Annotated in this window: 21 protein-coding genes and 1 tRNA gene; 21 read left to right on the forward strand and 1 reads right to left on the reverse strand. The window is 63.3% G+C overall.

Translation table 11 applies throughout. The features are described from left to right. Positions 1–36: 36 nt before the first annotated feature. The 18 genes from secG (at position 37) to ACSQ3N_RS08750 (ending at position 16,107) form a co-directional block, all read left to right on the forward strand. Positions 37–414 (forward strand): preprotein translocase subunit SecG, encoded by a 378-nt coding sequence (secG, locus tag ACSQ3N_RS08665; RefSeq protein ID WP_436146062.1) that lies wholly within the window; start codon positions 37–39, stop codon positions 412–414. A gap of 114 nt (positions 415–528) precedes the next feature. Next, positions 529–613 (forward strand) — tRNA-Leu (locus tag ACSQ3N_RS08670). A gap of 73 nt (positions 614–686) precedes the next feature. Then, a complete protein-coding gene (locus tag ACSQ3N_RS08675) occupies positions 687–1,046 on the forward strand; it encodes an NADH-quinone oxidoreductase subunit A (protein ID WP_055393226.1) in 360 nt (119 codons plus the stop codon). A gap of 33 nt (positions 1,047–1,079) precedes the next feature. Next, a complete protein-coding gene (locus ACSQ3N_RS08680) occupies positions 1,080–1,559 on the forward strand; it encodes a NuoB/complex I 20 kDa subunit family protein (RefSeq protein WP_007849129.1) in 480 nt (159 codons plus the stop codon). A 10-nt stretch (positions 1,560–1,569) separates the two neighbouring features. Continuing rightward, entirely contained in the window at positions 1,570–2,178 is a 609-nt protein-coding gene (locus ACSQ3N_RS08685) for an NADH-quinone oxidoreductase subunit C (RefSeq protein WP_056162643.1), read from the forward strand. Between the two features lie 27 nt (positions 2,179–2,205). After that, positions 2,206–3,459 (forward strand): NADH-quinone oxidoreductase subunit D, encoded by a 1,254-nt coding sequence (locus ACSQ3N_RS08690; protein WP_056162350.1) that lies wholly within the window; start codon positions 2,206–2,208, stop codon positions 3,457–3,459. Continuing rightward, on the forward strand, positions 3,456–3,995 hold the full coding sequence (gene nuoE, locus ACSQ3N_RS08695; protein ID WP_436146063.1) for an NADH-quinone oxidoreductase subunit NuoE: 540 nt from the start codon (positions 3,456–3,458) through the stop codon (positions 3,993–3,995). The genes ACSQ3N_RS08690 and nuoE overlap by 4 nt, the downstream gene beginning before the upstream one ends. Next, complete coding sequence (gene nuoF, locus ACSQ3N_RS08700; RefSeq protein WP_056162355.1) at positions 3,992–5,347, forward strand: NADH-quinone oxidoreductase subunit NuoF; 1,356 nt, start codon at positions 3,992–3,994, stop codon at positions 5,345–5,347. Before nuoE ends, nuoF begins: the two co-directional genes overlap by 4 nt. A gap of 14 nt (positions 5,348–5,361) precedes the next feature. Then, positions 5,362–7,497, forward strand: a complete 2,136-nt coding sequence (nuoG, locus tag ACSQ3N_RS08705; protein WP_056162358.1) for an NADH-quinone oxidoreductase subunit NuoG — start codon at positions 5,362–5,364, stop codon at positions 7,495–7,497. Then, entirely contained in the window at positions 7,494–8,570 is a 1,077-nt protein-coding gene (gene nuoH, locus ACSQ3N_RS08710; protein ID WP_056162361.1) for an NADH-quinone oxidoreductase subunit NuoH, read from the forward strand. Before nuoG ends, nuoH begins: the two co-directional genes overlap by 4 nt. A gap of 13 nt (positions 8,571–8,583) precedes the next feature. Then, positions 8,584–9,096 (forward strand): NADH-quinone oxidoreductase subunit NuoI, encoded by a 513-nt coding sequence (gene nuoI / locus ACSQ3N_RS08715; RefSeq protein WP_056162364.1) that lies wholly within the window; start codon positions 8,584–8,586, stop codon positions 9,094–9,096. A 50-nt stretch (positions 9,097–9,146) separates the two neighbouring features. Next, complete coding sequence (locus ACSQ3N_RS08720) at positions 9,147–9,818, forward strand: NADH-quinone oxidoreductase subunit J (protein ID WP_056162366.1); 672 nt, start codon at positions 9,147–9,149, stop codon at positions 9,816–9,818. After that, a complete protein-coding gene (gene nuoK / locus ACSQ3N_RS08725) occupies positions 9,815–10,123 on the forward strand; it encodes an NADH-quinone oxidoreductase subunit NuoK (RefSeq protein ID WP_056162369.1) in 309 nt (102 codons plus the stop codon). Before ACSQ3N_RS08720 ends, nuoK begins: the two co-directional genes overlap by 4 nt. Positions 10,124–10,154: 31 nt before the next feature. Further along, positions 10,155–12,209 (forward strand): NADH-quinone oxidoreductase subunit L, encoded by a 2,055-nt coding sequence (nuoL, locus tag ACSQ3N_RS08730; RefSeq protein WP_082516703.1) that lies wholly within the window; start codon positions 10,155–10,157, stop codon positions 12,207–12,209. 13 nt (positions 12,210–12,222) lie between these two features. Then, entirely contained in the window at positions 12,223–13,698 is a 1,476-nt protein-coding gene (locus tag ACSQ3N_RS08735; RefSeq protein WP_056162374.1) for an NADH-quinone oxidoreductase subunit M, read from the forward strand. 29 nt (positions 13,699–13,727) lie between these two features. Then, positions 13,728–15,221: an NADH-quinone oxidoreductase subunit NuoN gene (gene nuoN, locus ACSQ3N_RS08740; RefSeq protein WP_056162376.1), complete on the forward strand. Its 1,494-nt coding sequence runs from the start codon at positions 13,728–13,730 to the stop codon at positions 15,219–15,221. 19 nt (positions 15,222–15,240) lie between these two features. Then, positions 15,241–15,546, forward strand: coding sequence for a DUF2818 family protein (locus ACSQ3N_RS08745; protein WP_056162380.1), 306 nt, complete (start codon positions 15,241–15,243; stop codon positions 15,544–15,546). A 57-nt stretch (positions 15,547–15,603) separates the two neighbouring features. Next, complete coding sequence (locus ACSQ3N_RS08750) at positions 15,604–16,107, forward strand: DUF1178 family protein (protein ID WP_436146064.1); 504 nt, start codon at positions 15,604–15,606, stop codon at positions 16,105–16,107. A 221-nt stretch (positions 16,108–16,328) separates the two neighbouring features. On the opposite strand, the gene ACSQ3N_RS08755 is transcribed toward ACSQ3N_RS08750, so the two are convergent. Further along, the gene (locus ACSQ3N_RS08755; protein WP_056162384.1) at positions 16,329–18,143 is read right to left on the reverse strand and encodes an ABC transporter transmembrane domain-containing protein; all 1,815 of its coding nucleotides are present in this window, start codon (positions 18,141–18,143) and stop codon (positions 16,329–16,331) included. Positions 18,144–18,648: 505 nt separating this feature from the next. Between ACSQ3N_RS08755 and ACSQ3N_RS08760 the strand changes: the two genes are divergently transcribed. The 3 genes from ACSQ3N_RS08760 (at position 18,649) to ACSQ3N_RS08770 (ending at position 21,397) form a co-directional block, all read left to right on the forward strand. Continuing rightward, complete coding sequence (locus ACSQ3N_RS08760) at positions 18,649–19,419, forward strand: ABC transporter ATP-binding protein (protein ID WP_056162387.1); 771 nt, start codon at positions 18,649–18,651, stop codon at positions 19,417–19,419. Further along, complete coding sequence (locus ACSQ3N_RS08765; protein ID WP_056162392.1) at positions 19,419–20,132, forward strand: ABC transporter ATP-binding protein; 714 nt, start codon at positions 19,419–19,421, stop codon at positions 20,130–20,132. Before ACSQ3N_RS08760 ends, ACSQ3N_RS08765 begins: the two co-directional genes overlap by 1 nt. A gap of 65 nt (positions 20,133–20,197) precedes the next feature. Next, on the forward strand, positions 20,198–21,397 hold the full coding sequence (locus ACSQ3N_RS08770) for an ABC transporter substrate-binding protein (RefSeq protein ID WP_056162395.1): 1,200 nt from the start codon (positions 20,198–20,200) through the stop codon (positions 21,395–21,397). The last annotated feature ends 116 nt before the right edge of the window (positions 21,398–21,513 follow it).

Genomic DNA, 21,513 nt, shown 5'->3' on the forward strand with positions numbered 1-21,513 from the left:
GGTCCAAGTATCTATTCAATCAGGAGTGAACAGAGAATGAACGTGATCGTGAATGTGGTTTTGGCAGTGCAGATGCTGTCGGCGCTGGGGATGATCGGACTGGTTCTGGTCCAGCATGGCAAGGGTGCCGACATGGGCGCCGCCTTCGGCAGTGGTACCTCGGGCAGCCTTTTCGGCGCCAGCGGCAGTGCCAACTTTCTGTCCCGCAGCACGGCAGTGCTGGCGGCTGTTTTCTTCGTGGCAACCCTGGCGCTGGCCTATTTCGGCAATTCCCGTCCCGCAGGCACGGGCAGCGTGCTGGAGTCTCCGGCAGCTGCAGTGCCTGCTGGTTCGGCGCCTGCTGCGTCGGCGCCCGAAGTGCCTGTTGCTCCTGCCGTACCGGCATCGGGCGCTGCGCAGATTCCGACCAAATAATCTGCCCTAAATTGGTTCGGCAAAGCCGAACCAGGGTTTTTCCGGAGTAGAATCCCGGATTGTCTGGAAAGCCAAAACCGCAAGGTTCCTCATGCCATCCAGATGCACACATCAGCCGTCGTGGTGAAATTGGTAGACACGCTATCTTGAGGGGGTAGTGGCGAAAGCTGTGCGAGTTCGAGTCTCGCCGACGGCACCAAAACAAAGGCCTCCCCGACATGCCCTGCGAAGGACATGTCGGGCCAGGCTACAGCGGTGAGCACATCCTCAAGATGAACCTCGATCAGTACCTCCCCGTCCTTTTGTTCATCTTGGTTGGCATCGCCGTTGGCGTTGTCCCCTTGGTACTAGGCTACATACTGGGCCCCAATCGCCCGGATGCCGCAAAAAACTCCCCCTACGAATGCGGCTTTGAGGCCTTCGAGGACGCGCGAATGAAATTCGACGTGCGCTACTACCTCGTGGCCATCTTGTTCATTCTGTTCGATCTCGAAATCGCCTTTCTCTTTCCGTGGGCCGTTACCTTGCATGAGGTGGGCATCGCTGGATTCGTGGCGGTCGTGATTTTCCTGGCCATCCTGGTCGTGGGTTTTGCCTACGAATGGAAAAAGGGTGCCCTGGATTGGGAATGAGCTGGCTTTTGCAGCAAGCACAAGGATGATGCAATGATTGAAGGCGTGATGAAGGAAGGCTTCATCACCACGAGCTATGACTCCGTGGTGAATTGGGCCAAAACCGGCTCGCTGTGGCCCATGACCTTCGGTCTGGCCTGCTGCGCGGTCGAAATGATGCACGCGGCGGCAGCGCGCTACGACATCGGCCGCTTCGGTGCCGAAGTGTTCCGCGCCAGCCCCCGCCAGTCCGATCTGATGATCGTGGCCGGCACGCTGTGCAACAAGATGGCGCCGGCACTGCGCAAGGTGTACGACCAGATGTCGGAGCCCCGCTGGGTGCTGTCCATGGGGTCTTGCGCCAACGGCGGCGGCTACTACCACTACAGCTACTCCGTGGTGCGTGGCTGCGACCGCATCGTGCCTGTGGATGTCTACGTGCCGGGTTGCCCGCCCACGGCGGAAGCGCTGATCTACGGCATCATCCAGCTGCAGCAGAAGATCCGCCGCACCAACACCATTGCTCGTGTCTGAAGGGTTGATGATGACTTCTGTTGCCATTCGGCCTGAAAAACTCAAGGACCACATCGCCGCGGCCTTGGGCTCCAAGGTGCGCCAGATCTCGATCGCCCTGGAAGAGGTGACCGTGGTGGTTGCTGCGGCCGATTACCTCGAAGCGATGCGCGTCCTGCGCGATGCCGAAGGTTGCCGTTTCGAACAACTGGTGGATCTGTGCGGGGTGGACTACTCCTCCTACGCCGACCAGGTGCATGAAGGCGCGCGCTATTGCGTGGTGTCGCACCTGCTGTCCGTCAGCCTGAACCAGCGCGTGCGCGTGAAGGTGTTCTGCGCGGACGACGATTTTCCGGTGGTGGCATCTGTGTCCGACCTCTGGAGCTCTGCCAACTGGTACGAGCGCGAAGCGTTCGATCTGTTTGGCATCGTGTTCGACGGCCACAACGATCTGCGCCGCATCCTGACGGACTACGGCTTCATCGGCCATCCTTTCCGCAAGGACTTCCCGCTGTCGGGCCACGTCGAGATGCGCTATGACACCGAGCAGCGCCGCGTGGTGTACGAGCCCGTGTCGATCGAGCCGCGTGAAATCACGCCGCGCATCATCCGCGAAGACAAGTACGGAGGCCTGCACTAAGGCGCCCTGCGCCCCACGTGACCCACCATGGCTGAAATCAAGAACTACTCCCTGAACTTTGGTCCGCAGCACCCGGCAGCACACGGCGTGCTGCGGCTGGTGCTCGAGCTCGACGGCGAAGTCGTGCAGCGCGCCGACCCCCACATCGGCCTGCTGCATCGCGCGACCGAAAAGCTCGCCGAGCACAAGACCTATATCCAGTCGCTGCCCTACATGGACCGGCTGGACTACGTCTCGATGATGTGCAACGAGCACGCCTACTGCCTGGCCATCGAGAAGCTGATGGGCCTGGAAGTGCCCATCCGCGCGCAGTACATCCGTGTGATGTTCTCCGAAATCACCCGTCTGCTGAACCACCTGATGTGGCTCGGTTCGCACGGCAACGATTGCGGCAGCTCCACCATCCTGATCTACACCTTCCGCGAGCGTGAAGACCTGTTCGACATGTACGAAGCCGTCTCCGGCGCGCGCATGCACGCGGCGTACTTCCGTCCGGGCGGCGTGTACCGCGACCTGCCGGATTCCATGCCGCAGTACAAGGTCAGCAAGATCAAGAACGCCAAGGCCCTGGAGGCCATGAACAAGAACCGCCAAGGTTCCATGCTCGACTTCATCGACGACTTCACGCAGCGCTTCCCCGCCTGTGTGGATGAGTACGAAACCCTGCTGACCGACAACCGCATCTGGAAGCAGCGCACCGTCGGCATCGGCGTGGTGCCCCCGGAGCGCGCGCTGAACCTGGGCATGACCGGCCCCATGCTGCGGGGCTCGGGCATTGCCTGGGACCTGCGCAAGACGCAGCCCTACGACGTGTACGACCGCATGGACTTCGATGTGCCGGTGGGCAAGACGGGCGATTGCTACGACCGCTACCTGGTGCGCGTGCATGAAATGCGCGAGTCCAACCGCATCATCAAGCAGTGCGTGGACTGGCTGCGCGCCAACCCCGGCCCGGTGATCACGGACAACCACAAGGTGGCTGCGCCGTCCCGCGAATCCATGAAGTCCAACATGGAAGAGCTGATCCACCACTTCAAGCTGTTCACTGAAGGTTTCCATGTGCCCGAGGGCGAGGCTTACGCCGCCGTCGAGCATCCCAAGGGCGAGTTCGGCATCTATCTCGTGAGCGATGGCGCCAACAAGCCTTACCGTCTGAAGATCCGCGCTCCTGGCTTTGCCCACCTGGCTACGCTCGACGAAATGGCCCGTGGTCACATGATCGCCGACGCCGTGGCCATCATCGGCACCATGGATATCGTGTTCGGGGAGATTGACCGATGAGTAGTACGACCGAATCGAAGAACCCCGCTGCGGGCACCGCTGCCGCCATCACCGAGGCGACGCTTGCCCGTTTTGCGCGTGAAGTGGCCAAGTACCCGCCCGAGCAGGCGCAGTCCGCCGTGATGGCCTGCCTGGCCATCGTGCAGCAGGAGCAGGGCTGGGTCAGCGTCGAGAGCGAGTCCGTGATCGCCGATTACCTGGGCATGGCCCAGATCGCGGTGCACGAAGTGACCACGTTCTACAACATGTACAACCAGCAGCCGACGGGCAAGTACAAGCTCAACGTTTGCACCAACCTGCCTTGCCAGCTGCGCGACGGCCAGAAGGCATTGCACCACCTCGAGAAGAAGCTGGGCGTGACCATGGGCCAAACGACGCCCGATGGCCTGTTCACGCTGCAGCAGTGCGAGTGCCTCGGCGCCTGCGCCGACGCGCCCGTGATGCTGGTCAACGACCGCACCATGTGCAGCTTCATGGACACCGACAAGCTTGACCAGCTGGTCGACGGCCTCAAGGCCGCAGAGGGGCAAGCATGACCACTGCCGCACAAATCCTCTCGCAGTTTCAGGCGACCGGCGTCCAGACCTGCTTCCACGACCGCCACATCAACCCGCAGATCGTTGCGGGCCTGGATGGCACGAACTGGGGCATCAAAGACTACGAAGCGCGTGGCGGCTACGAAGCGCTGCGCAAGATCCTGGCCCAGGGCGAAGGCGCAGGCCTGACGCAAGACCAGGTGATCGCCACCGTCAAGGAATCGGGCCTGCGCGGCCGCGGCGGTGCGGGCTTCCCGACCGGTCTCAAGTGGAGCTTCATGCCCCGCTCGTTCCCGGGCCAGAAGTACCTGGTGTGCAACTCGGACGAAGGCGAGCCGGGCACCTGCAAGGACCGCGACATCCTGCAGTTCAACCCGCACATCGTCATCGAAGGCATGATCATCGCGGCCTACGCGATGGGCATCTCCGTGGGCTACAACTACATCCACGGCGAAATCTTCCAGACCTACGACCGCTTCGAAGAAGCGCTCGAAGAAGCACGCGCTGCGGGTTACCTGGGCGACAAGATCCTGGGCAGCAACTTCAGCTTCCAGTTGCATGCAGCGCACGGTTTCGGCGCCTACATCTGCGGCGAAGAAACCGCGTTGCTCGAATCGCTGGAAGGCAAGAAGGGCCAACCGCGCTTCAAGCCACCGTTTCCGGCCAGCTTCGGTCTGTACGGCAAGCCCACCACCATCAACAACACCGAGACCTTCGCGGCCGTGCCGTGGATCATCCGCAATGGCGGTGCGGCGTATCTTGAGTGTGGCAAGCCGAACAACGGCGGCACCAAGATTTTCTCGGTCTCCGGCGACGTGGAAAAGCCCGGCAACTACGAAGTGCCCATGGGCACCCCGTTTGCCAAGCTGCTTGAACTGGCCGGTGGCGTGCGCAAGGGCCGCCAGCTCAAGGCGGTGATCCCGGGTGGCTCGTCCTCCCCGGTGCTGCCCGCGTCCGTCATCATGGAATGCACGATGGACTACGACTCCATCGCCAAGGCCGGCTCCATGCTGGGCTCGGGTGCCGTGATCGTGATGGACGACTCCCGCAGCATGGTCGAGAGCCTGCTGCGCCTGTCGTACTTCTATTCGCACGAATCCTGCGGCCAATGCACGCCCTGCCGCGAAGGCACGGGCTGGATGTGGCGCGTGATCGACCGCATTCAGCACAACCAGGGCCGCACGGGCGACCTGGACCTGCTCAATTCGGTGGCAGACAACATCCAGGGCCGCACGATCTGCGCGCTGGGCGACGCCGCCGCAATGCCGGTGCGCGCCATGCTCAAGCATTTCCGTCCCGAGTTTGAAGCACTGATCCGGAACAACGCCTCCCAGGCCGCGACCTCCGCCTGATCGCGAGAAGACATATGGTTGAAATTGAACTGGACGGTCAGAAAGTGGAAGTCGCCGAAGGCTGCATGGTGATGCATGCAGCCGAGAAGGCGGGCACGTACATTCCGCATTTCTGCTACCACAAGAAGCTCTCGATCGCCGCCAACTGCCGCATGTGCCTGGTGGACGTCGAGAAGGCTCCCAAGCCCATGCCTGCCTGCGCCACGCCGGTGACGCAGGGCATGATCGTACGCACCAAGAGCGACAAGGCCATCAAGGCCCAGGCGTCGGTCATGGAGTTTCTGCTGATCAACCACCCGCTGGACTGCCCCATCTGCGACCAGGGCGGTGAGTGCCAGCTGCAGGACCTGGCCGTCGGCTACGGCGGTTCGTCCTCGCGCTACGAGGAAGAAAAGCGCGTGGTCTTCCACAAGGACGTCGGCCCGCTGATCTCCATGGAAGAGATGAGCCGCTGCATCCACTGCACCCGCTGCGTGCGCTTCGGCCAGGAAGTGGCCGGCGTGATGGAGCTCGGGATGATCCACCGTGGCGAGCACTCCGAGATCACCACCGTGGTGGGCGATACCGTGGACTCCGAGCTGTCGGGCAACATGATCGACATCTGCCCCGTGGGCGCGCTCACGAGCAAGCCGTTCCGCTACAGCGCCCGCACCTGGGAACTCTCGCGCCGCCGCTCCGTCAGCCCACACGACTCCACCGGCTCCAACCTGATCGTTCAGGTCAAGAACCACAAGGTGATGCGCGTGGTGCCGCTCGAGAACGAAGCCGTCAACGAGTGCTGGATCGCCGACCGCGACCGCTTCTCTTATGAATCGCTCAACAGCGACGACCGCCTGACCCAGCCCATGCTCAAGCAGGGCGGTGTCTGGAAGACCGTCGACTGGCAGACCGCGCTCGAGTACGTGGCCAACGGCCTCAAGAACATCAAGAACGACCACGGCGTGGGCAGCATCGGCGCCCTGGTCAGCCCACACAGCACGGTCGAGGAGCTGTACCTGGCCGGCGCGCTGGTGCGCGGCCTAGGCAGCGACAACATCGACTACCGCCTGCGCAACGCCGAGTTCGCCGCGCCCGAAGGCATCCGCTGGCTGGGTACGTCCATCGCTTCGCTGTCCACGCTGCAACGCGTGCTGGTGGTGGGTTCCAACCTGCGCAAGGACCATCCGCTGTTCGCACAGCGCATCCGCCAGGCTGCCCGCCATGGCGCTCAGGTCAGCGCAGTGGGTTCGGTCGCCCAAGATTGGGCCATGCCCGTGCAGTCGTTCATGGCGCAAGGCGCCGACGAATGGGTGCAGACGCTCGGTGGCATTGCCTCCGCCGTGGCCCAGGAAAAGGGCGTTGCCGCTCCTCAAGGTGCTGCAGCCCACAACGACGCCACCCAGGCCATTGCCCGCTCGCTGCTGGGCGGCGAACGTAAGGCCGTGCTGCTGGGCAACGCCGCAGCGCACCACGCGCAGGCCACGCAATTGCTCGCTCTGGCCAACTGGATTGGCGAGAACACGGGTGCGTCCGTGGGCTATCTGACGGAAGCCGCCAATACGGTGGGCGCGCAGTTTGCGGGTGCTCATCCTGTGAACGGTGGATTGAGTGCGGGCCAGATGCTCTCGGGTGGACTGAAGGCGGCTTTGCTGCTCAACACCGAGCCTGTTTATGACTCGGCTGCAGGTGCCAACGCTGCTGCTGCGCTGTCTGGTGCAGAGATGGTGGTGACCTTGAGCCCCTTCAAGGCCAACCTGGAGTTCAGTGACGTTCTGTTGCCAATTGCTCCCTTCACTGAAACTTCCGGCAGCTTCATCAACGCCGAAGGCCGCCTGCAAAGCTTCCATGCCGTGGTGCGCCCGCTCGGCGATACCCGCCCTGCGTGGAAGGTGCTGCGTGTGCTGGCCAATCTGCTGGGTGTGTCCGGTTTCGACTTCGAGACCTCGCAAGACGTGCTGGCACGCGCCACCAACGCGGCGGCCGGTACGCTCACCCGCGTGCCCGCTGAACAGCTGTCCAATGTGGTGACGGCGGCGGTGCCTGCTGCGGCAGGATCGGCCGGTGAGCCTGTGGTCGCTTCCATCTACCAACTCGACGGCCTCGTGCGCCGTTCCACGTCGCTGCAGCTCACGGCTGATGCGCGCCTGGCTCGTGAAGGAGTCGCTGCATGATCGACGCGATCTACAACGCGGGCCTGAACCTGCTGGCCTTCGGCTGGTGGACGGGTGCCGTCTGGCCTGTGCTCTGGGTGCTGATCAAGATCGTCTGCATTCTGGCGCCCCTGATGGGTGCCGTGGCCTACCTCACGCTGTGGGAGCGCAAGCTGCTTGGCTTCATGCAGGTGCGCCACGGTCCCAACCGCGTGGGCCCCATGGGTCTGCTGCAGCCCATCGCCGACGCGCTCAAGCTGCTGACCAAGGAAATCATCCAGCCCACGGCTGCGAGCAAGGGCTTGTTCGTGCTCGGCCCGGTCATGGCCATCATGCCGGCGCTGGCCGCCTGGGTCGCGATCCCCTTCGGCCCCGACGTGGCCCTGGCCAATGTCAATGCGGGCCTGCTGCTGGTGATGGCCATCACCTCCATCGAGGTGTATGGCGTGATCATTGCCGGCTGGGCATCGAACTCCAAGTACGCCTTTCTGGGCGCGCTGCGGGCTTCAGCACAAATGGTGAGCTATGAAATCGCCATGGGCTTTTGCTTCCTGGTGGTGATCATGGTGTCGGGCAGCATGAACCTGACCGAGATCGTCATGTCCCAAAGCCGCGGCATGGCCGCCAACATGGGCCTGTCGTTCCTGTCGTGGAACTGGCTGCCCCTGCTGCCGATCTTCCTGGTGTACCTGATCTCCGGTGTGGCCGAGACCAACCGCCACCCCTTCGACGTGGTCGAAGGCGAAGCCGAAATCGTGGCCGGCCACATGGTCGAGTATTCGGGCATGGGCTTTGCCATCTTCTTCCTGGCCGAATACGCCAGCATGTGGCTCGTGTCCATCCTGGCCGCGCTCATGTTCCTGGGTGGCTGGCTGCCTCCGGTTGAGTTCCTCTCGTTCATTCCGGGCTGGATCTGGCTGGGTATCAAGACTTTCCTGGTGGTGTCCATGTTCATCTGGATCCGTGCCACCTTCCCGCGCTTCCGCTATGACCAGATCATGCGTCTGGGCTGGAAGATCTTCATCCCGGTGACGCTGGTGTATCTGCTCTTCGTGGGTGGATGGCTGCTGTCGCCCTGGAACATCTGGAAATAAGCGGGACACAAAAATGACTGCCGTTGTTGCTGCTGCACCTTTCTCGTTCAAAGACTTCTTCAAGAGCTTCATGCTCGTGGAACTGCTCAAGGGCATGGCCCTGACCGGTCGCTATGCGTTTCGCCGCAAGGTGACAGTGCAGTTCCCTGAAGAAAAGACCCCTCTGTCGCCGCGTTTCCGCGGCCTGCACGCGCTGCGCCGTTATGAAAACGGCGAAGAGCGCTGCATCGCCTGCAAGCTGTGCGAGGCCGTGTGCCCCGCCATGGCCATCACCATCGAATCGGATGTGCGTGAGGACGGCTCGCGCCGTACCACGCGCTACGACATCGACCTGACCAAGTGCATCTTCTGCGGCTTCTGCGAAGAAAGCTGCCCGGTGGACTCCATCGTCGAGACGCACATCCTCGAATACCACGGCGAAAAGCGTGGCGACCTGTACTTCACGAAAGACATGCTCCTGGCCGTGGGCGACCGGTACGAAGGCGAAATCGCGGCAGCCAAGGCTGCGGACGCGAAGTACCGCTGAGCGGTGCAGAGCGCGGCCTCTTTGCCAGACTTTCTATAAAGACCCGATTCATGGACGCCAAGACTGGTTTCTTCTATCTCTTCTCGGTGGTGCTGCTGTTTGCAGCCTTCCGGGTGATCACTGCCCGCAACCCCGTGCATGCGGTGCTGTACCTCATCCTTGCGTTCTCGCAGGCCGCCGCCGTGTGGCTGCTGCTCAAGGCCGAGTTCCTGGCCATTGCGCTGGTGCTGGTGTACCTGGGCGCGGTCATGGTGCTGTTCCTTTTCGTGGTGATGATGCTGGACATCCACATCGACACCGTGCGCAAGGGGTTCTGGAAGCATTTCCCGCTGGCTGCCACGGTGGGAGCGCTGATCGCTCTTGAAATGGCCGCTGTGCTGATGGGCGGTTTCCGCGGCATGGACGAGCCCAAGGCCGTCGCCACGGCACTCGATGCAGCGGGCCAGGTGGTGCAGTACTCCAACACCAAGGCACTGGGCAAGCTGCTCTATACCGAATACCTGTACCCCGTTGAAATCGCTGCGGTCATTCTGCTGGTCGCCATGATTGCCGCCATTGCGCTGACACTGCGCCAGCGCAAGGACAGCAAGGCCATCAACCCGTCGCAGCAGGTTCGCGTGCGCGCCGGTGATCGCCTCGAAGTCGTGAAGGTGGCTGCCACCCAGAAGGCTGCGCCTGAAGCGCCTGCCGTGCCTGCTGCCACCGAGGAGAAAAAAGCATGACGCTGACATTGGGCCACTTTCTCTCGCTGGGCGCGATGCTGTTCGCGCTGGCCGTGATCGGCATCTTTCTGAACCGCAAGAACCTGATCGTGCTGCTGATGGCGATCGAGCTGATGCTGCTGGCGGTCAACATGAACTTCGTGGCGTTCTCGCACTACCTGGGCGACATGCATGGCCAGGTGTTCGTGTTCTTCATCCTGACAGTGGCAGCTGCCGAGTCGGCCATCGGTCTGGCCGTCCTGGTGCTCCTGTTCCGCAACAAGTCCAGCATCAACGCGGAAGATCTCAACACCCTCAAGGGTTGATGGGTCACCAGCATTCCCAAGGTTCTCAAGAATGAGTCAAACCCTCTCTGCTTCAACCCTCCTGGCCGTGCCGCTGGCACCGCTGGCGGGCGCCTTGCTGGCCGGCATCTTCGGCACGACCTTCGGTGGTAACTGGATCGGTCGCCGGCTCTCCCACACCCTCACCATCCTGGGCGTGCTCGTTGCGTTCGTGCTGTCGGCGATGACGCTCAAGAGCGTGGCGCTCGACGGTGCCCGCTTCAACGAGACGCTCTACACCTGGATGGTGGTGGGCGGCCTCAAGATGGAGGTCGGTTTCCTGATCGACAGCCTCACCGCCATGATGATGGTGGTCGTGACCTTCGTGTCGCTGATGGTGCACATCTACACCATCGGCTACATGGAAGAGGACGACGGCTACAACCGTTTCTTCGCCTACATCTCGCTGTTCACGTTCTCCATGCTCATGCTGGTCATGAGCAACAACCTGCTGCAGCTGTTCTTCGGCTGGGAAGCCGTGGGCCTGGTGTCCTATCTGCTCATCGGTTTCTGGTTCAACAAGCCCACGGCGATCTTCGCCAACATGAAGGCCTTTTTGGTCAACCGTGTGGGTGACTTCGGCTTCATCTTGGGCATCGGCCTGATTGCTGCCTATACGGGCACGCTCAACTACAGCGAAATCTTCGCCAAATCGGGTGAGCTCGGTGGCCTGGCGTTCCCCGGTACCGACTGGATGCTGATCACCGTGATCTGCATCTGCCTGTTCATCGGCGCGATGGGCAAGTCCGCGCAATTCCCGCTGCACGTGTGGCTGCCCGACTCGATGGAAGGCCCGACCCCCATCTCGGCGCTGATCCACGCGGCTACCATGGTGACCGCAGGCATCTTCATGGTGTCGCGCATGTCGCCGCTGTTCGAGCTGTCCGACACTGCGCTCAACTTCATCCTGATCATCGGCTCCATCACGGCGCTGTTCATGGGCTTCCTGGGCATCATCCAGAACGACATCAAGCGCGTGGTGGCGTACTCCACGCTGTCGCAGCTCGGCTACATGACCGTGGCCCTGGGTGCCTCCGCCTACTCGGTGGCCGTGTTCCACCTGATGACCCACGCGTTCTTCAAGGCGCTGCTGTTCCTTGGCGCCGGCTCGGTCATCATGGGCATGCACCACAACCAGGACATCCGCTGGATGGGCGGCGTGCGCAAGTACATGCCCATCACCTGGATCACCTCATTGCTGGGCTCGCTCGCACTGATCGGCACGCCCCTGTTCTCGGGTTTCTACTCCAAGGACAGCATCATCGAGGCGGTGCACTTCAGCCAACTGCCCGCTGCGCATTTCGCGCACTTCGCAGTGCTGGCCGGCGTGTTCATCACCGCGTTCTATTCGTTCCGCATGTACTTCCTGGTCTTCCACGGCAAGGAACGCTTCGACCAGAACCCTGACGCCCACCACGATGCGCACCACGACGACCATGGCCACGGCCATGATGACCACCACAGCCATGATCCGCACGAATCCCCCTGGGTTGTGACGGTGCCGCTGGTGCTGCTGGCCATACCTTCGGTGGTGGTGGGCTTCATGTTCATCCAGCCCATGCTGTTCGGCGACTTCTTCAAGGGCGTGATCTTTGTCGATGCGGTCAAGCACCCTGCGATGGCCAAGCTGGCCGAGATCTTCCACGGCCCGGTGGCCATGGCCCTGCACGGCCTGCAGACGGCGCCTTTCTGGTTGGCTGTGGCGGGTGTGGCCCTGTCGTACTACATGTACATGGTGAATCCGGCTTTGCCTGCGGCGATCAAGCGCACCTGCATGCCGATCTACACGCTGTTCGAAAACAAGTACTACCTCGACTGGATCAACGAGAACATCCTGGCCCGCGGTGCGCGTGCTCTGGGTACGGGCCTGTGGAAGGGTGGCGATCAGGCCATCATCGACGGCACGCTCGTCAATGGATCTTGGAAGGTCGTGCGCAGCGTGTCCGGTGTCGTGCGCTGGATGCAGTCCGGCTTCATCTTCCACTACGCGCTGGTGATGATCCTGGGTGTGTTCGCGCTGATGACCTGGTTCGTCTGGGGCGACGTGTTCCTGCAGCTCATCAAATAAGGAAAACAACAAAATGGGTCTGTTGAGTCTTGCAATCTGGTCACCGATCGCCTTCGGTGTGCTGCTGCTGGCCATTGGCCGGGATGAGCATGCCCGCGCCGTGCGCTGGTTGGCTCTGGTGGGCGCCGTCGTTGGCTTCCTGGTAACGCTGCCCCTGTACGAAGGCTTCCAGCTCGGAACCGCAGCGATGCAGTTCGTCGAGAAGGCGGCCTGGATCGAGCGCTTCAATGTGCATTACCACCTGGGTGTGGATGGCATCTCGTTCTGGTTTGTGCCCCTGACAGCCTTCATCACGGTGATCGTGGTGGTCGCGTCGTGGGAGTCCATCACCGAGCGCGTGAACCAGTACATGGGCGCGTTCCTGATCCTGTCCGGTCTGATGATCGGCGTGTTCACGGCGCTGGACGGCATGCTGTTCTACGTGTTCTTCGAAGCCACGCTGATCCCGATGTATCTGATCATCGGTATCTGGGGCGGCCCGAACAAGATCTACGCGGCGTTCAAGTTCTTCCTGTACACGCTGCTCGGCTCGCTGCTCATGCTGATCGCGCTGATCTACCTGTACAACCAGTCTGGCGGCAGCTTCGACATCGCCACGTGGCACCAACTGCCCCTGAGCGCCCGCGCGCAGACGATGCTCTTCTTCGCATTCTTTGCCGCCTTCGCGGTCAAGGTGCCGATGTTCCCGTTCCACACTTGGCTGCCCGACGTTCACGTGGAAGCGCCCACCGGCGGCTCCGCCGTGCTGGCCGCGATCATGCTGAAGCTGGGCGCCTACGGCTTCCTGCGTTTTTCCATGCCCATCGCCCCCGACGCATCGCGCGAGTGGGCCTGGCTGATGATCGCGCTGTCGCTGATCGCCGTGATCTACGTGGGCCTGGTGGCTATGGTCCAGAAGGACATGAAGAAGCTGGTGGCGTATTCGTCCGTCGCGCACATGGGCTTCGTCACGCTGGGCTTCTTCATCTTCAACGACCTGGGCGTGTCCGGCGGGCTGGTGCAGATGATTGCGCACGGCTTCGTCTCGGGTGCAATGTTCCTGTCCATCGGCGTGCTGTACGACCGCGTGCACTCGCGTGAAATCTCGGCCTACGGCGGCGTGGTCAACACCATGCCCAACTTCACCGCGTTTGCGCTGCTGTTTGCCATGGCCAACTGCGGTCTGCCGGGCACAGCCGGTTTCGTGGGCGAGTGGATGGTCATCCTGGGCGCGACCAAGGCCAACTTCTGGATCGGACTGGCCTCGGCCACGGCGCTGATCTTCGGCGCGGCCTACACCCTGTGGATGTTCAAGCGCGTGTACCTGGGCCCCGTGGGCAACGACAACGTCAAGGGCCTTACCGACATCGACAGCCGCGAATTCCTGGTGCTGGCCGTACTCGGCATCGCGGTGCTGGCCATGGGCCTGTATCCCCGTCCGTTCACGGACGTGATGGACACGTCGGTCGCCGAACTGCTCAAGCATGTCGCGCAGCCCAAGCTGAACTGACCTGACCAGACTGAACTGAGAGATACGAGATGATTGACAACATCAGCTGGCTAGCGATCTACCCCGAAATCGTGCTGTTGGCCATGGCCTGCGTCATAGCGCTGGTCGACCTGGGGGTGCACAGCACCCGCCGCACCGCCACCTATGTGCTGACCATGCTGACCCTGGCTGTCGTGGCTGCCCTGCAGGCGATGTACGCCACCAGCGGCAACACCTTCTATGGCTTCGGCAACATGGTGGTGAGCGATGCCATGGGCAACTGGCTCAAGTGCTTTGCCACGGTGGCGATGATGGTCACGCTGGTCTATGCGCGCCCCTACGCGGCAGACCGCGGCATGCTGCGCGGCGGCGAGATGTTCACCCTGTCGATGTTCGCGCTGCTGGGCATGTTCATCATGATCTCGGGCAACAACTTCCTCGTGATCTACCTGGGCCTGGAGCTGCTGACCCTGTCGAGCTATGCGCTCGTGGCCCTGCGCCGCGACAACGCCACGGCCACTGAAGCGGCCATGAAGTACTTCGTGCTGGGCGCGATGGCCAGCGGCTTCCTGCTGTACGGCCTGTCCATGATCTATGGCGCCACCGGCTCGCTCGATATCGGCCAGGTGTTCAAGGCCGTCAATTCCGGCCAGATCCGCCACCAGGTACTGGTGTTCGGCCTGGTGTTCGTGGTCTCGGGCTTGGCCTTCAAGCTGGGTGTGGTGCCTTTCCACATGTGGATTCCCGACGTGTACCAGGGTGCTCCGACCGCCGTCACGCTGATGATCGGCGGCGCGCCCAAGCTGGCGGCGTTTGCCATCACCATCCGCCTGCTGGTGGACGGCCTGCTGCCGCTGGCCATCGACTGGCAGCAGATGCTGGCGGTGCTGGCCATCGGCTCGCTGCTGGTGGGTAACCTGGCTGCCATCGCGCAGACCAACCTCAAGCGCATGCTGGCGTACTCCACGATCTCGCAAATGGGCTTCGTGCTGCTGGGCCTGATGTCGGGCGTGGTGAACGGCAACGTCGATGCCACGGCCGTCGAGAACGCCTACAGCGCGTCCATGTTCTACGTGGTGACCTATGTGCTGACGACCCTGGCCGCATTCGGCGTGATGCTGCTGCTGGCGCGCGAGGGTTTCGAGAGCGAAGAGATTTCGGACTTTGCCGGCCTCAACCAGCGCAGCCCGCTGTACGCCGGCATCATGGCCGTGTGCCTCTTCTCCATGGCCGGTATTCCTCCGCTGGTGGGCTTCTATGCCAAGCTGGCCGTGCTGCAAGCCCTGGTAGCCTCGGGCCAGACGCTGTACATCGCCATGGCCGTGTTCGCCGTGATCATGTCGCTGATCGGTGCCTTCTACTACCTGCGCGTCGTCAAGGTCATGTACTTCGATGCACCGCTGACGGCCTCGAGCGTGTCGGCGCCCGCAGACGTCCGCGTGGTGCTGACCTTGAACGGCGCGCTGCTGCTGGTGTTGGGCATTCTGCCCGGCGGGCTGATGGCCCTGTGCGCCGACGCCGTGGTGCGTGCGCTGGCGACCTGACCGCGCCCGCTGTCGCACTGTGTCTCTTACCGGATCTGTCTGGCTGGTCATCATCGCGGCGTTGATCGCCGCGAACCTGCCTTTCGTAAACCATCGCTGGCTGGCCGTGGGTCCGGCGGCCGCGCCCCGCAAGCCTTTGGCGGGGCGGCTGGCGGAGTTGATCGTGCTGTACTTTCTGGTGGGCGGTCTGGCATTGTTGCTGGAGCGCCGCGCCGGGCAGATTGCTCCCCAGGGCTGGGAGTTCTACGCCATCACCGGCACCCTGTTCCTGACCCTGGCCTTCCCGGGTTTCGTCTACCGGTACCTGCTGCGCCGCCACGGCTGAGGCGCCCGCAGTGCTACCGGTTGCCGCCTTGTCCTGCTCGTCCGTTGCAGCGCTGCCATGAAGGTGCTTGATCTCCAATGCCGCCACGGCCATGTCTTTGAAGGCTGGTTCGCGTCGGAGGACGACTTTCAGGGCCAGCGCGAGCGTGGTTTGGTGCAGTGTCCGATGTGCGCGGACGACCAGATCGAAAAGCGTCTGAGTGCGCCGCGCCTGAACTTCGGCGCGCGGGAGCCCTCGGCAAGCTCTGCCGCGCAGGCGTCGTCCGCGACAGGGGAGGTGGTGCCGAGCAGCCCCGCTGGTACGACTGCGGCTCTTGACGCAGGGGTGTTGCCACCCGCCTTGCAAGCCGCTTGGCTGCACCTGGCACGCAAGATTGTCGCCAACACTGAGGACGTGGGATCACGCTTCGCCCAGGAGGCACGCCGCATGCACCATGGCGAGGCCGAGGAGCGCGCCATCCGCGGCCAGGCCACGCCCGACGAAGCCGTGCAACTGATCGAAGAGGGCATCGCGGTGATGCCGTTGCCTCTGCCCGCTTCTGCCAAGGAAACCCTGCAGTAGAGGGGCGTGGGCCGGGCGCGGGAGGGCTTGGCAAGCCTCCGCGAAGTCCTGTGAATGCGGTTTTTGAGTGTTTTAAGGCTCTACCGCACTACCAGAGCGCGCTAGCGGCTATGCTTTTAATAGCAACTGCTGCACCGCATCGGCGCTGAGCACTCCACTTCCTCTTTACTGCTCCCGCAGCGGCAACCGGAAGGCGCCCGGCAGTCGCTGCCCGCCCGCCTTCACGACGTGAACTGCAGCGCCGCCAGCCGGGCATACACCCCGCCTTGCGCGAGGAGCGCCGTGTGCGTGCCTTGTTCCACGATGCGCCCATGCTCCAGCACCACGATGCGGTCGGCATTCTGCACGGTGGCCAGCCGGTGGGCGATGACCAGGGTGGTGCGGCGCCCGGTGTGGCGCTGCATCGCGATGTCCAGCGCGGCCTGCACCATGCGTTCGCTTTCGGCGTCCAGGGCGCTGGTGGCCTCGTCGAGCAGCAGCAAGGGCGGGTCCTTGAGCATGGCCCGTGCAATCGCGATGCGCTGGCGCTGCCCGCCCGACAGGCGCACCCCGCGCTCGCCGAGAAACGTGCCATAGCCCTCCGGCAGCGCCATCAGGAAGTCGTGCGCGAATGCGGCGCGCGTGGCGGCCATCACTTCCTCGTCGGTGGCGTCCGGGCGGCCGTAGCGGATGTTCTCCATGGCCGATGCGGAGAAGATCACGGCGTCCTGCGGCACGGTGCCCGTGCTGGCGCGCAGGGTGGTGAGCCGCAGGTCGCGGATGTCGATGCCGTTCAGGCGAATGTGGCCTGCCGGGCGACCGTTCGCGCCCATGTCCACGTCGTAGAAGCGCTGCAGCAGCTGGAACACCGTCGTCTTGCCGGCACCGCTCGAACCCACCAGCGCCACGGTTTCGCCGGGCGCCAGGCGCAGCGAGAAGTCATGCAGCGCAGGCTGGTCGGGCCGCGAGGGGTAGTGAAACTGCACGTTGTCGAACTCCACGGCCAAGCCTTGGCCTGACAGCGGCAGGTCTTTGGGCGCAGCTGGATCAGCCACGGGGGATCGGCTCGCCAGCAGCTCCATCAGACGTTCGGTGGCACCCGCTGCGCGCAGCAGGTCGCCATACACCTCGCCCAGCACCGCCACGGCGCCTGCCAGCAGCATGACGTACACCACCGTCTGCCCCAGGTGCCCCGCAGTCATCTGGCCCGCCAGCACAGCCTCGGTGCCGCGGTACAGGCCCCACAGCAGCAGCGCCGCGTTGGCGATGATGATGAAGGCCACCAGCAGCGCGCGTGCACGGCTGCGCGTCACGGCCACCTGGAAGGCGTTTTCGGTGGCCTGCATGAAGCGGCTGGTTTCGCGCCGCTCGGCCGTGTAGCTTTGCACCACCGGCACGGCATTCAGCACCTCGGCCGCAATGGCGCTCGAATCCGCCACCCGGTCCTGGCTGTCGCGCGACAAGCGGCGCACGCGCCGCCCGATCCACATGGTCGGCAGCACCACCAGCACCACGGCCACCAGCACGATCGACATGACGTACGGGTTGGTCCAGATCAGCATCGCCAGAGCGCCGATGCCCATCACCGCGTTGCGCAGCCCCATCGACAACGATGAGCCCACCACCGTCTGCACCAGCGTGGTGTCGGCCGTCAGCCGCGACAGCACCTCGCCGGTCTGTGTGGTCTCGAAGAACTGCGGGCTTTGCTGCAGCACGTGGCCGTACACCGCGTTGCGCAGGTCGGCCGTCACCCGCTCGCCCAGCCAGCTCACCATGTAAAAGCGCGCCGCCGAGAAGACCCCCAGCGCGACGGCTACGGCGAACAGCGCCTCGAAGTGGTTGCGCAGCGCCATGGTCTGCGCGCCCTTGTCGGCGCTGACGAGGCCCGAGTCCACCAGATTGCGCAGCGCCAGCGGAAACGCCAGCGTGGCCAGCGCCGCCAGCACCAGAAACACCACCGACAAAGCGATGCGTGCGCGGTACGGACGCAGGAAGGGAAAGAGCCCGCTGAGGGACCGGGGTGCGCCGCGCGCGGGCGTGGAGGGGAGGGTGGCCATGCTCGAAGTGTAGGCGGGCGTGCCTGTCCGGCCGTGCCAGCCACAGGCGGCCCTGCACACCCGCGGGCTTCCGGCCACGCTCTGAAGTCAAGGGCGCTGCGCTGATGCAGGAGGCAGCACGGCTCTGAAATATTCAGGGCCGCAGAGTGTGCCCAATGGTGCACCCTCTGTCTTGCCTTCATGCAGTTGTAAGCAAGCGCTGCAGGAACCGTGGCTCGCATCGCGTGCGCCAGCAAGGGTTTTCAACCGGCGACAAAGGGCCTGCAACCCGCACGTGGCAAGGCGCAGACAGGCCCAGGCAGGCGCCGCGCGATACCCGAAATGATGACCGCCATCCTGCGCACCACGGGTCAGCGCGACCCATAGGCGTTTATACATAGGCATTAGTCCCAGTATCTACCGCAGGGTAGGCAGGCATACGATGCACGGCGACACAACGCATGCATGGGAGTCTTGCTGGCCAAGGCTTTCTTCCTCAGCCCCCTTACGGAGCGACCCTGGCGCAATGAGCGACGTCATTCTTGAAACCCACAGCCTGACCAAAGAGTTCAAGGGATTCACCGCAGTCAGCGACGTGAATCTGGCCGTGCGCCGGGGCTCCATCCATGCACTCATCGGCCCCAATGGCGCAGGCAAAACCACCTGCTTCAACCTGCTGACGAAATTCCTCACACCCACGTCCGGCACCATCCAGTTCAACGGGCACGACATCACCCGCGAGCAGCCCGCGCAGATCGCGCGCCGTGGCGTGATCCGCTCGTTCCAGATCTCGGCGGTGTTCCCGCACCTCACCCTGATGGAGAACGTGCGCCTGGGACTGCAGCGCAAGCTGGGCACGTCATTCCACTTCTGGCGCAGCGAGCGCAGCCTGCACCAGCTCGATGACCGGGCCATGCAGCTGCTGGACGAAGTGGGCCTGGCCGACATGGCCGATGAAGTCACCGTGAACCTGCCCTACGGCCGCAAGCGCGCGCTTGAGATTGCCACCACCTTGGCCATGGAGCCCGAGCTCATGCTGCTGGACGAGCCCACGCAGGGCATGGGCCACGAGGACGTGGACCGCGTCACCCAGCTCATCAAGAAGGTGTCTGTGGGGCGCACCATCCTCATGGTCGAACACAACATGAAAGTCGTCTCCACCATCGCCGACCGCATCACCGTGCTGCAGCGCGGCGCGGTGCTGGCCGAAGGCCCGTATGCAGAAGTGTCCAACAACCCCCAAGTGATGGAAGCCTATATGGGAACGACTGACGGGCAACTGCAGGGGGCACACTGATGGCCGGCACTCCCGCACTCGAAATCAAAGGCCTCGAAGCCTGGTACGGCGAGTCGCACGTGCTGCATGGCGTGGACATCGTCGTGCAGCCCGGTGAAGTCGTCACGCTGCTGGGCCGCAACGGCGCCGGCCGCACGACCACCATGCGCGCCATCATGGGCTTGACCGGTGCACGCAAGGGCTCGGTCAAGATCAACGGCGTGGAGACCGTGAACATGCCCACGCACCGCATCGCCCACCTGGGCGTGGGGTACTGCCCCGAAGAGCGCGGCATTTTCTCCAGCCTGTCGTGCGAAGAAAACCTGCTGCTGCCGCCAGCGCTCAAGACCGGCACGCCCGGCATGTCGGTGCAAGAGATCTACGCCATGTTCCCCAACCTGGCCGAGCGCAAGAACAGCCAGGGCACGCGCCTGTCGGGTGGCGAGCAGCAGATGCTGGCCGTGGCCCGCATCCTGCGCACCGGTGCCAATCTGCTGCTGCTCGACGAGATCTCCGAGGGCCTGGCCCCGGTCATCGTGCAGGCGCTGGCCCGCATGATCACCATGCTGCGCGAGAAGGGCTACACGGTGGTCATGGTGGAGCAGAACTTCCGCTTTGCGGCGCCGCTGGCCGACCGTTTCTATGTGATGGAGCACGGCCGCATCGTCGAGAAATTCGGCGCGTCCGAACTGGCGGAGAAGATGCCCGTACTCACTGAACTGCTGGGTGTCTGACCACAGGTCCGCCAGCGATCCCCATTTTCTTTTCTTCAACCAACCACACCCACAGGAGACAATCCATGAAGAAGAACCAACTCACCGCGCTGGCATTGGTGCTGGCCGCAGCGGGCCTGGCCACCTCGGCCGCGCACGCGCAGGACAAGGTCAAGATCGGCTTCATCACCGACATGTCCAGCCTGTATTCCGACGTGGAAGGCAAGAACGGTGCATTGGCCATCCAGATGGCCATCGACGATTTCGGCGGCAAGGTGTTGGGTCTGCCGATCGAACTCATCTCTGCCGACCACCAGAACAAGGCGGACATTGCCGCGTCGAAAGCGCGCGAATGGGTGGACACCCAAGGCGTCACCATGCTGTTCGGCGGCACGAACTCCGGCACGGCGCTGGCGATTGCCAAGGTGGCAGAAGAGAAGAAGCGCGTGTATTTCAACAACGGCGCCGGCAGCTCCGCACTGACCAACGAGCAGTGCAGCCCCTACACCGTGCACTACGCGTACGACACGGTCGCGCTGGCCAAGGGCACGGGCTCTGCCATCGTCGATGCGGGCGGCAAGAGCTGGTACTTCCTGACCGCAGACTACGCCTTCGGCCATGCGCTGGAGGCGGATACGACCACGGTGGTCAAGGCCAAGGGCGGCAACGTGGTGGGTGCGGTGCGGCACCCGCTCAATGCATCGGACTTCTCGTCGTTCCTGCTGCAGGCACAGAACTCCAAAGCGCAGATTCTCGGTTTGGCAAACGCCGGCGGTGACACCATCAACGCCATCAAGGCCGCCAAGGAGTTTGGCATCGGCAAGAACATGAAACTGGCGGGGCTGCTGATTTTCATCAGCGACATCCACAGCATGGGCCTGCGCAATACCGAGGGCCTGCAGTTCACCACCAGCTGGTACTGGGACCTGAACGATGACACCCGCAAGTTTGCCGCCAAGTACTTTGAAAAGACCAAGCGCATGCCCGGTGAAGTGCAGGCCGCGGACTACTCTGCCACGACGACGTACCTGAAGGCCGTGGCCGCTGCGAAGTCCACCGACGCCGACAAGGTGATGGCCGAGCTCAAGAAGATGAAGATCGACGACTTCTTCGCCAAGGGACAGATTCGAGCCGACGGCCGTTATGTGCACGACATGTACCTGATGCAAGTCAAGAAGCCCGCCGAGTCCACCAAGCCCTGGGACTACTACAAGCTCGTCAAGAAGCTGCCGGGCGACCAAGTCTTCACGACCAAAGCGGAAACGAAGTGCGCGCTCTGGAAGTAAACGCCTGACACGGCGTCAGCAAGCCCGGGTGCCATTGCGGCACTCGGCTTGCTGCGGCGGCCTTGCAGGGCTGCCAGACCACTCCGCTGTCTGCTCTGAACCTCTCTGAACCTGCC

The organism is Acidovorax sp. LjRoot194, from assembly GCF_964253015.1.
GTDB lineage: Bacteria > Pseudomonadota > Gammaproteobacteria > Burkholderiales > Burkholderiaceae_C > Acidovorax.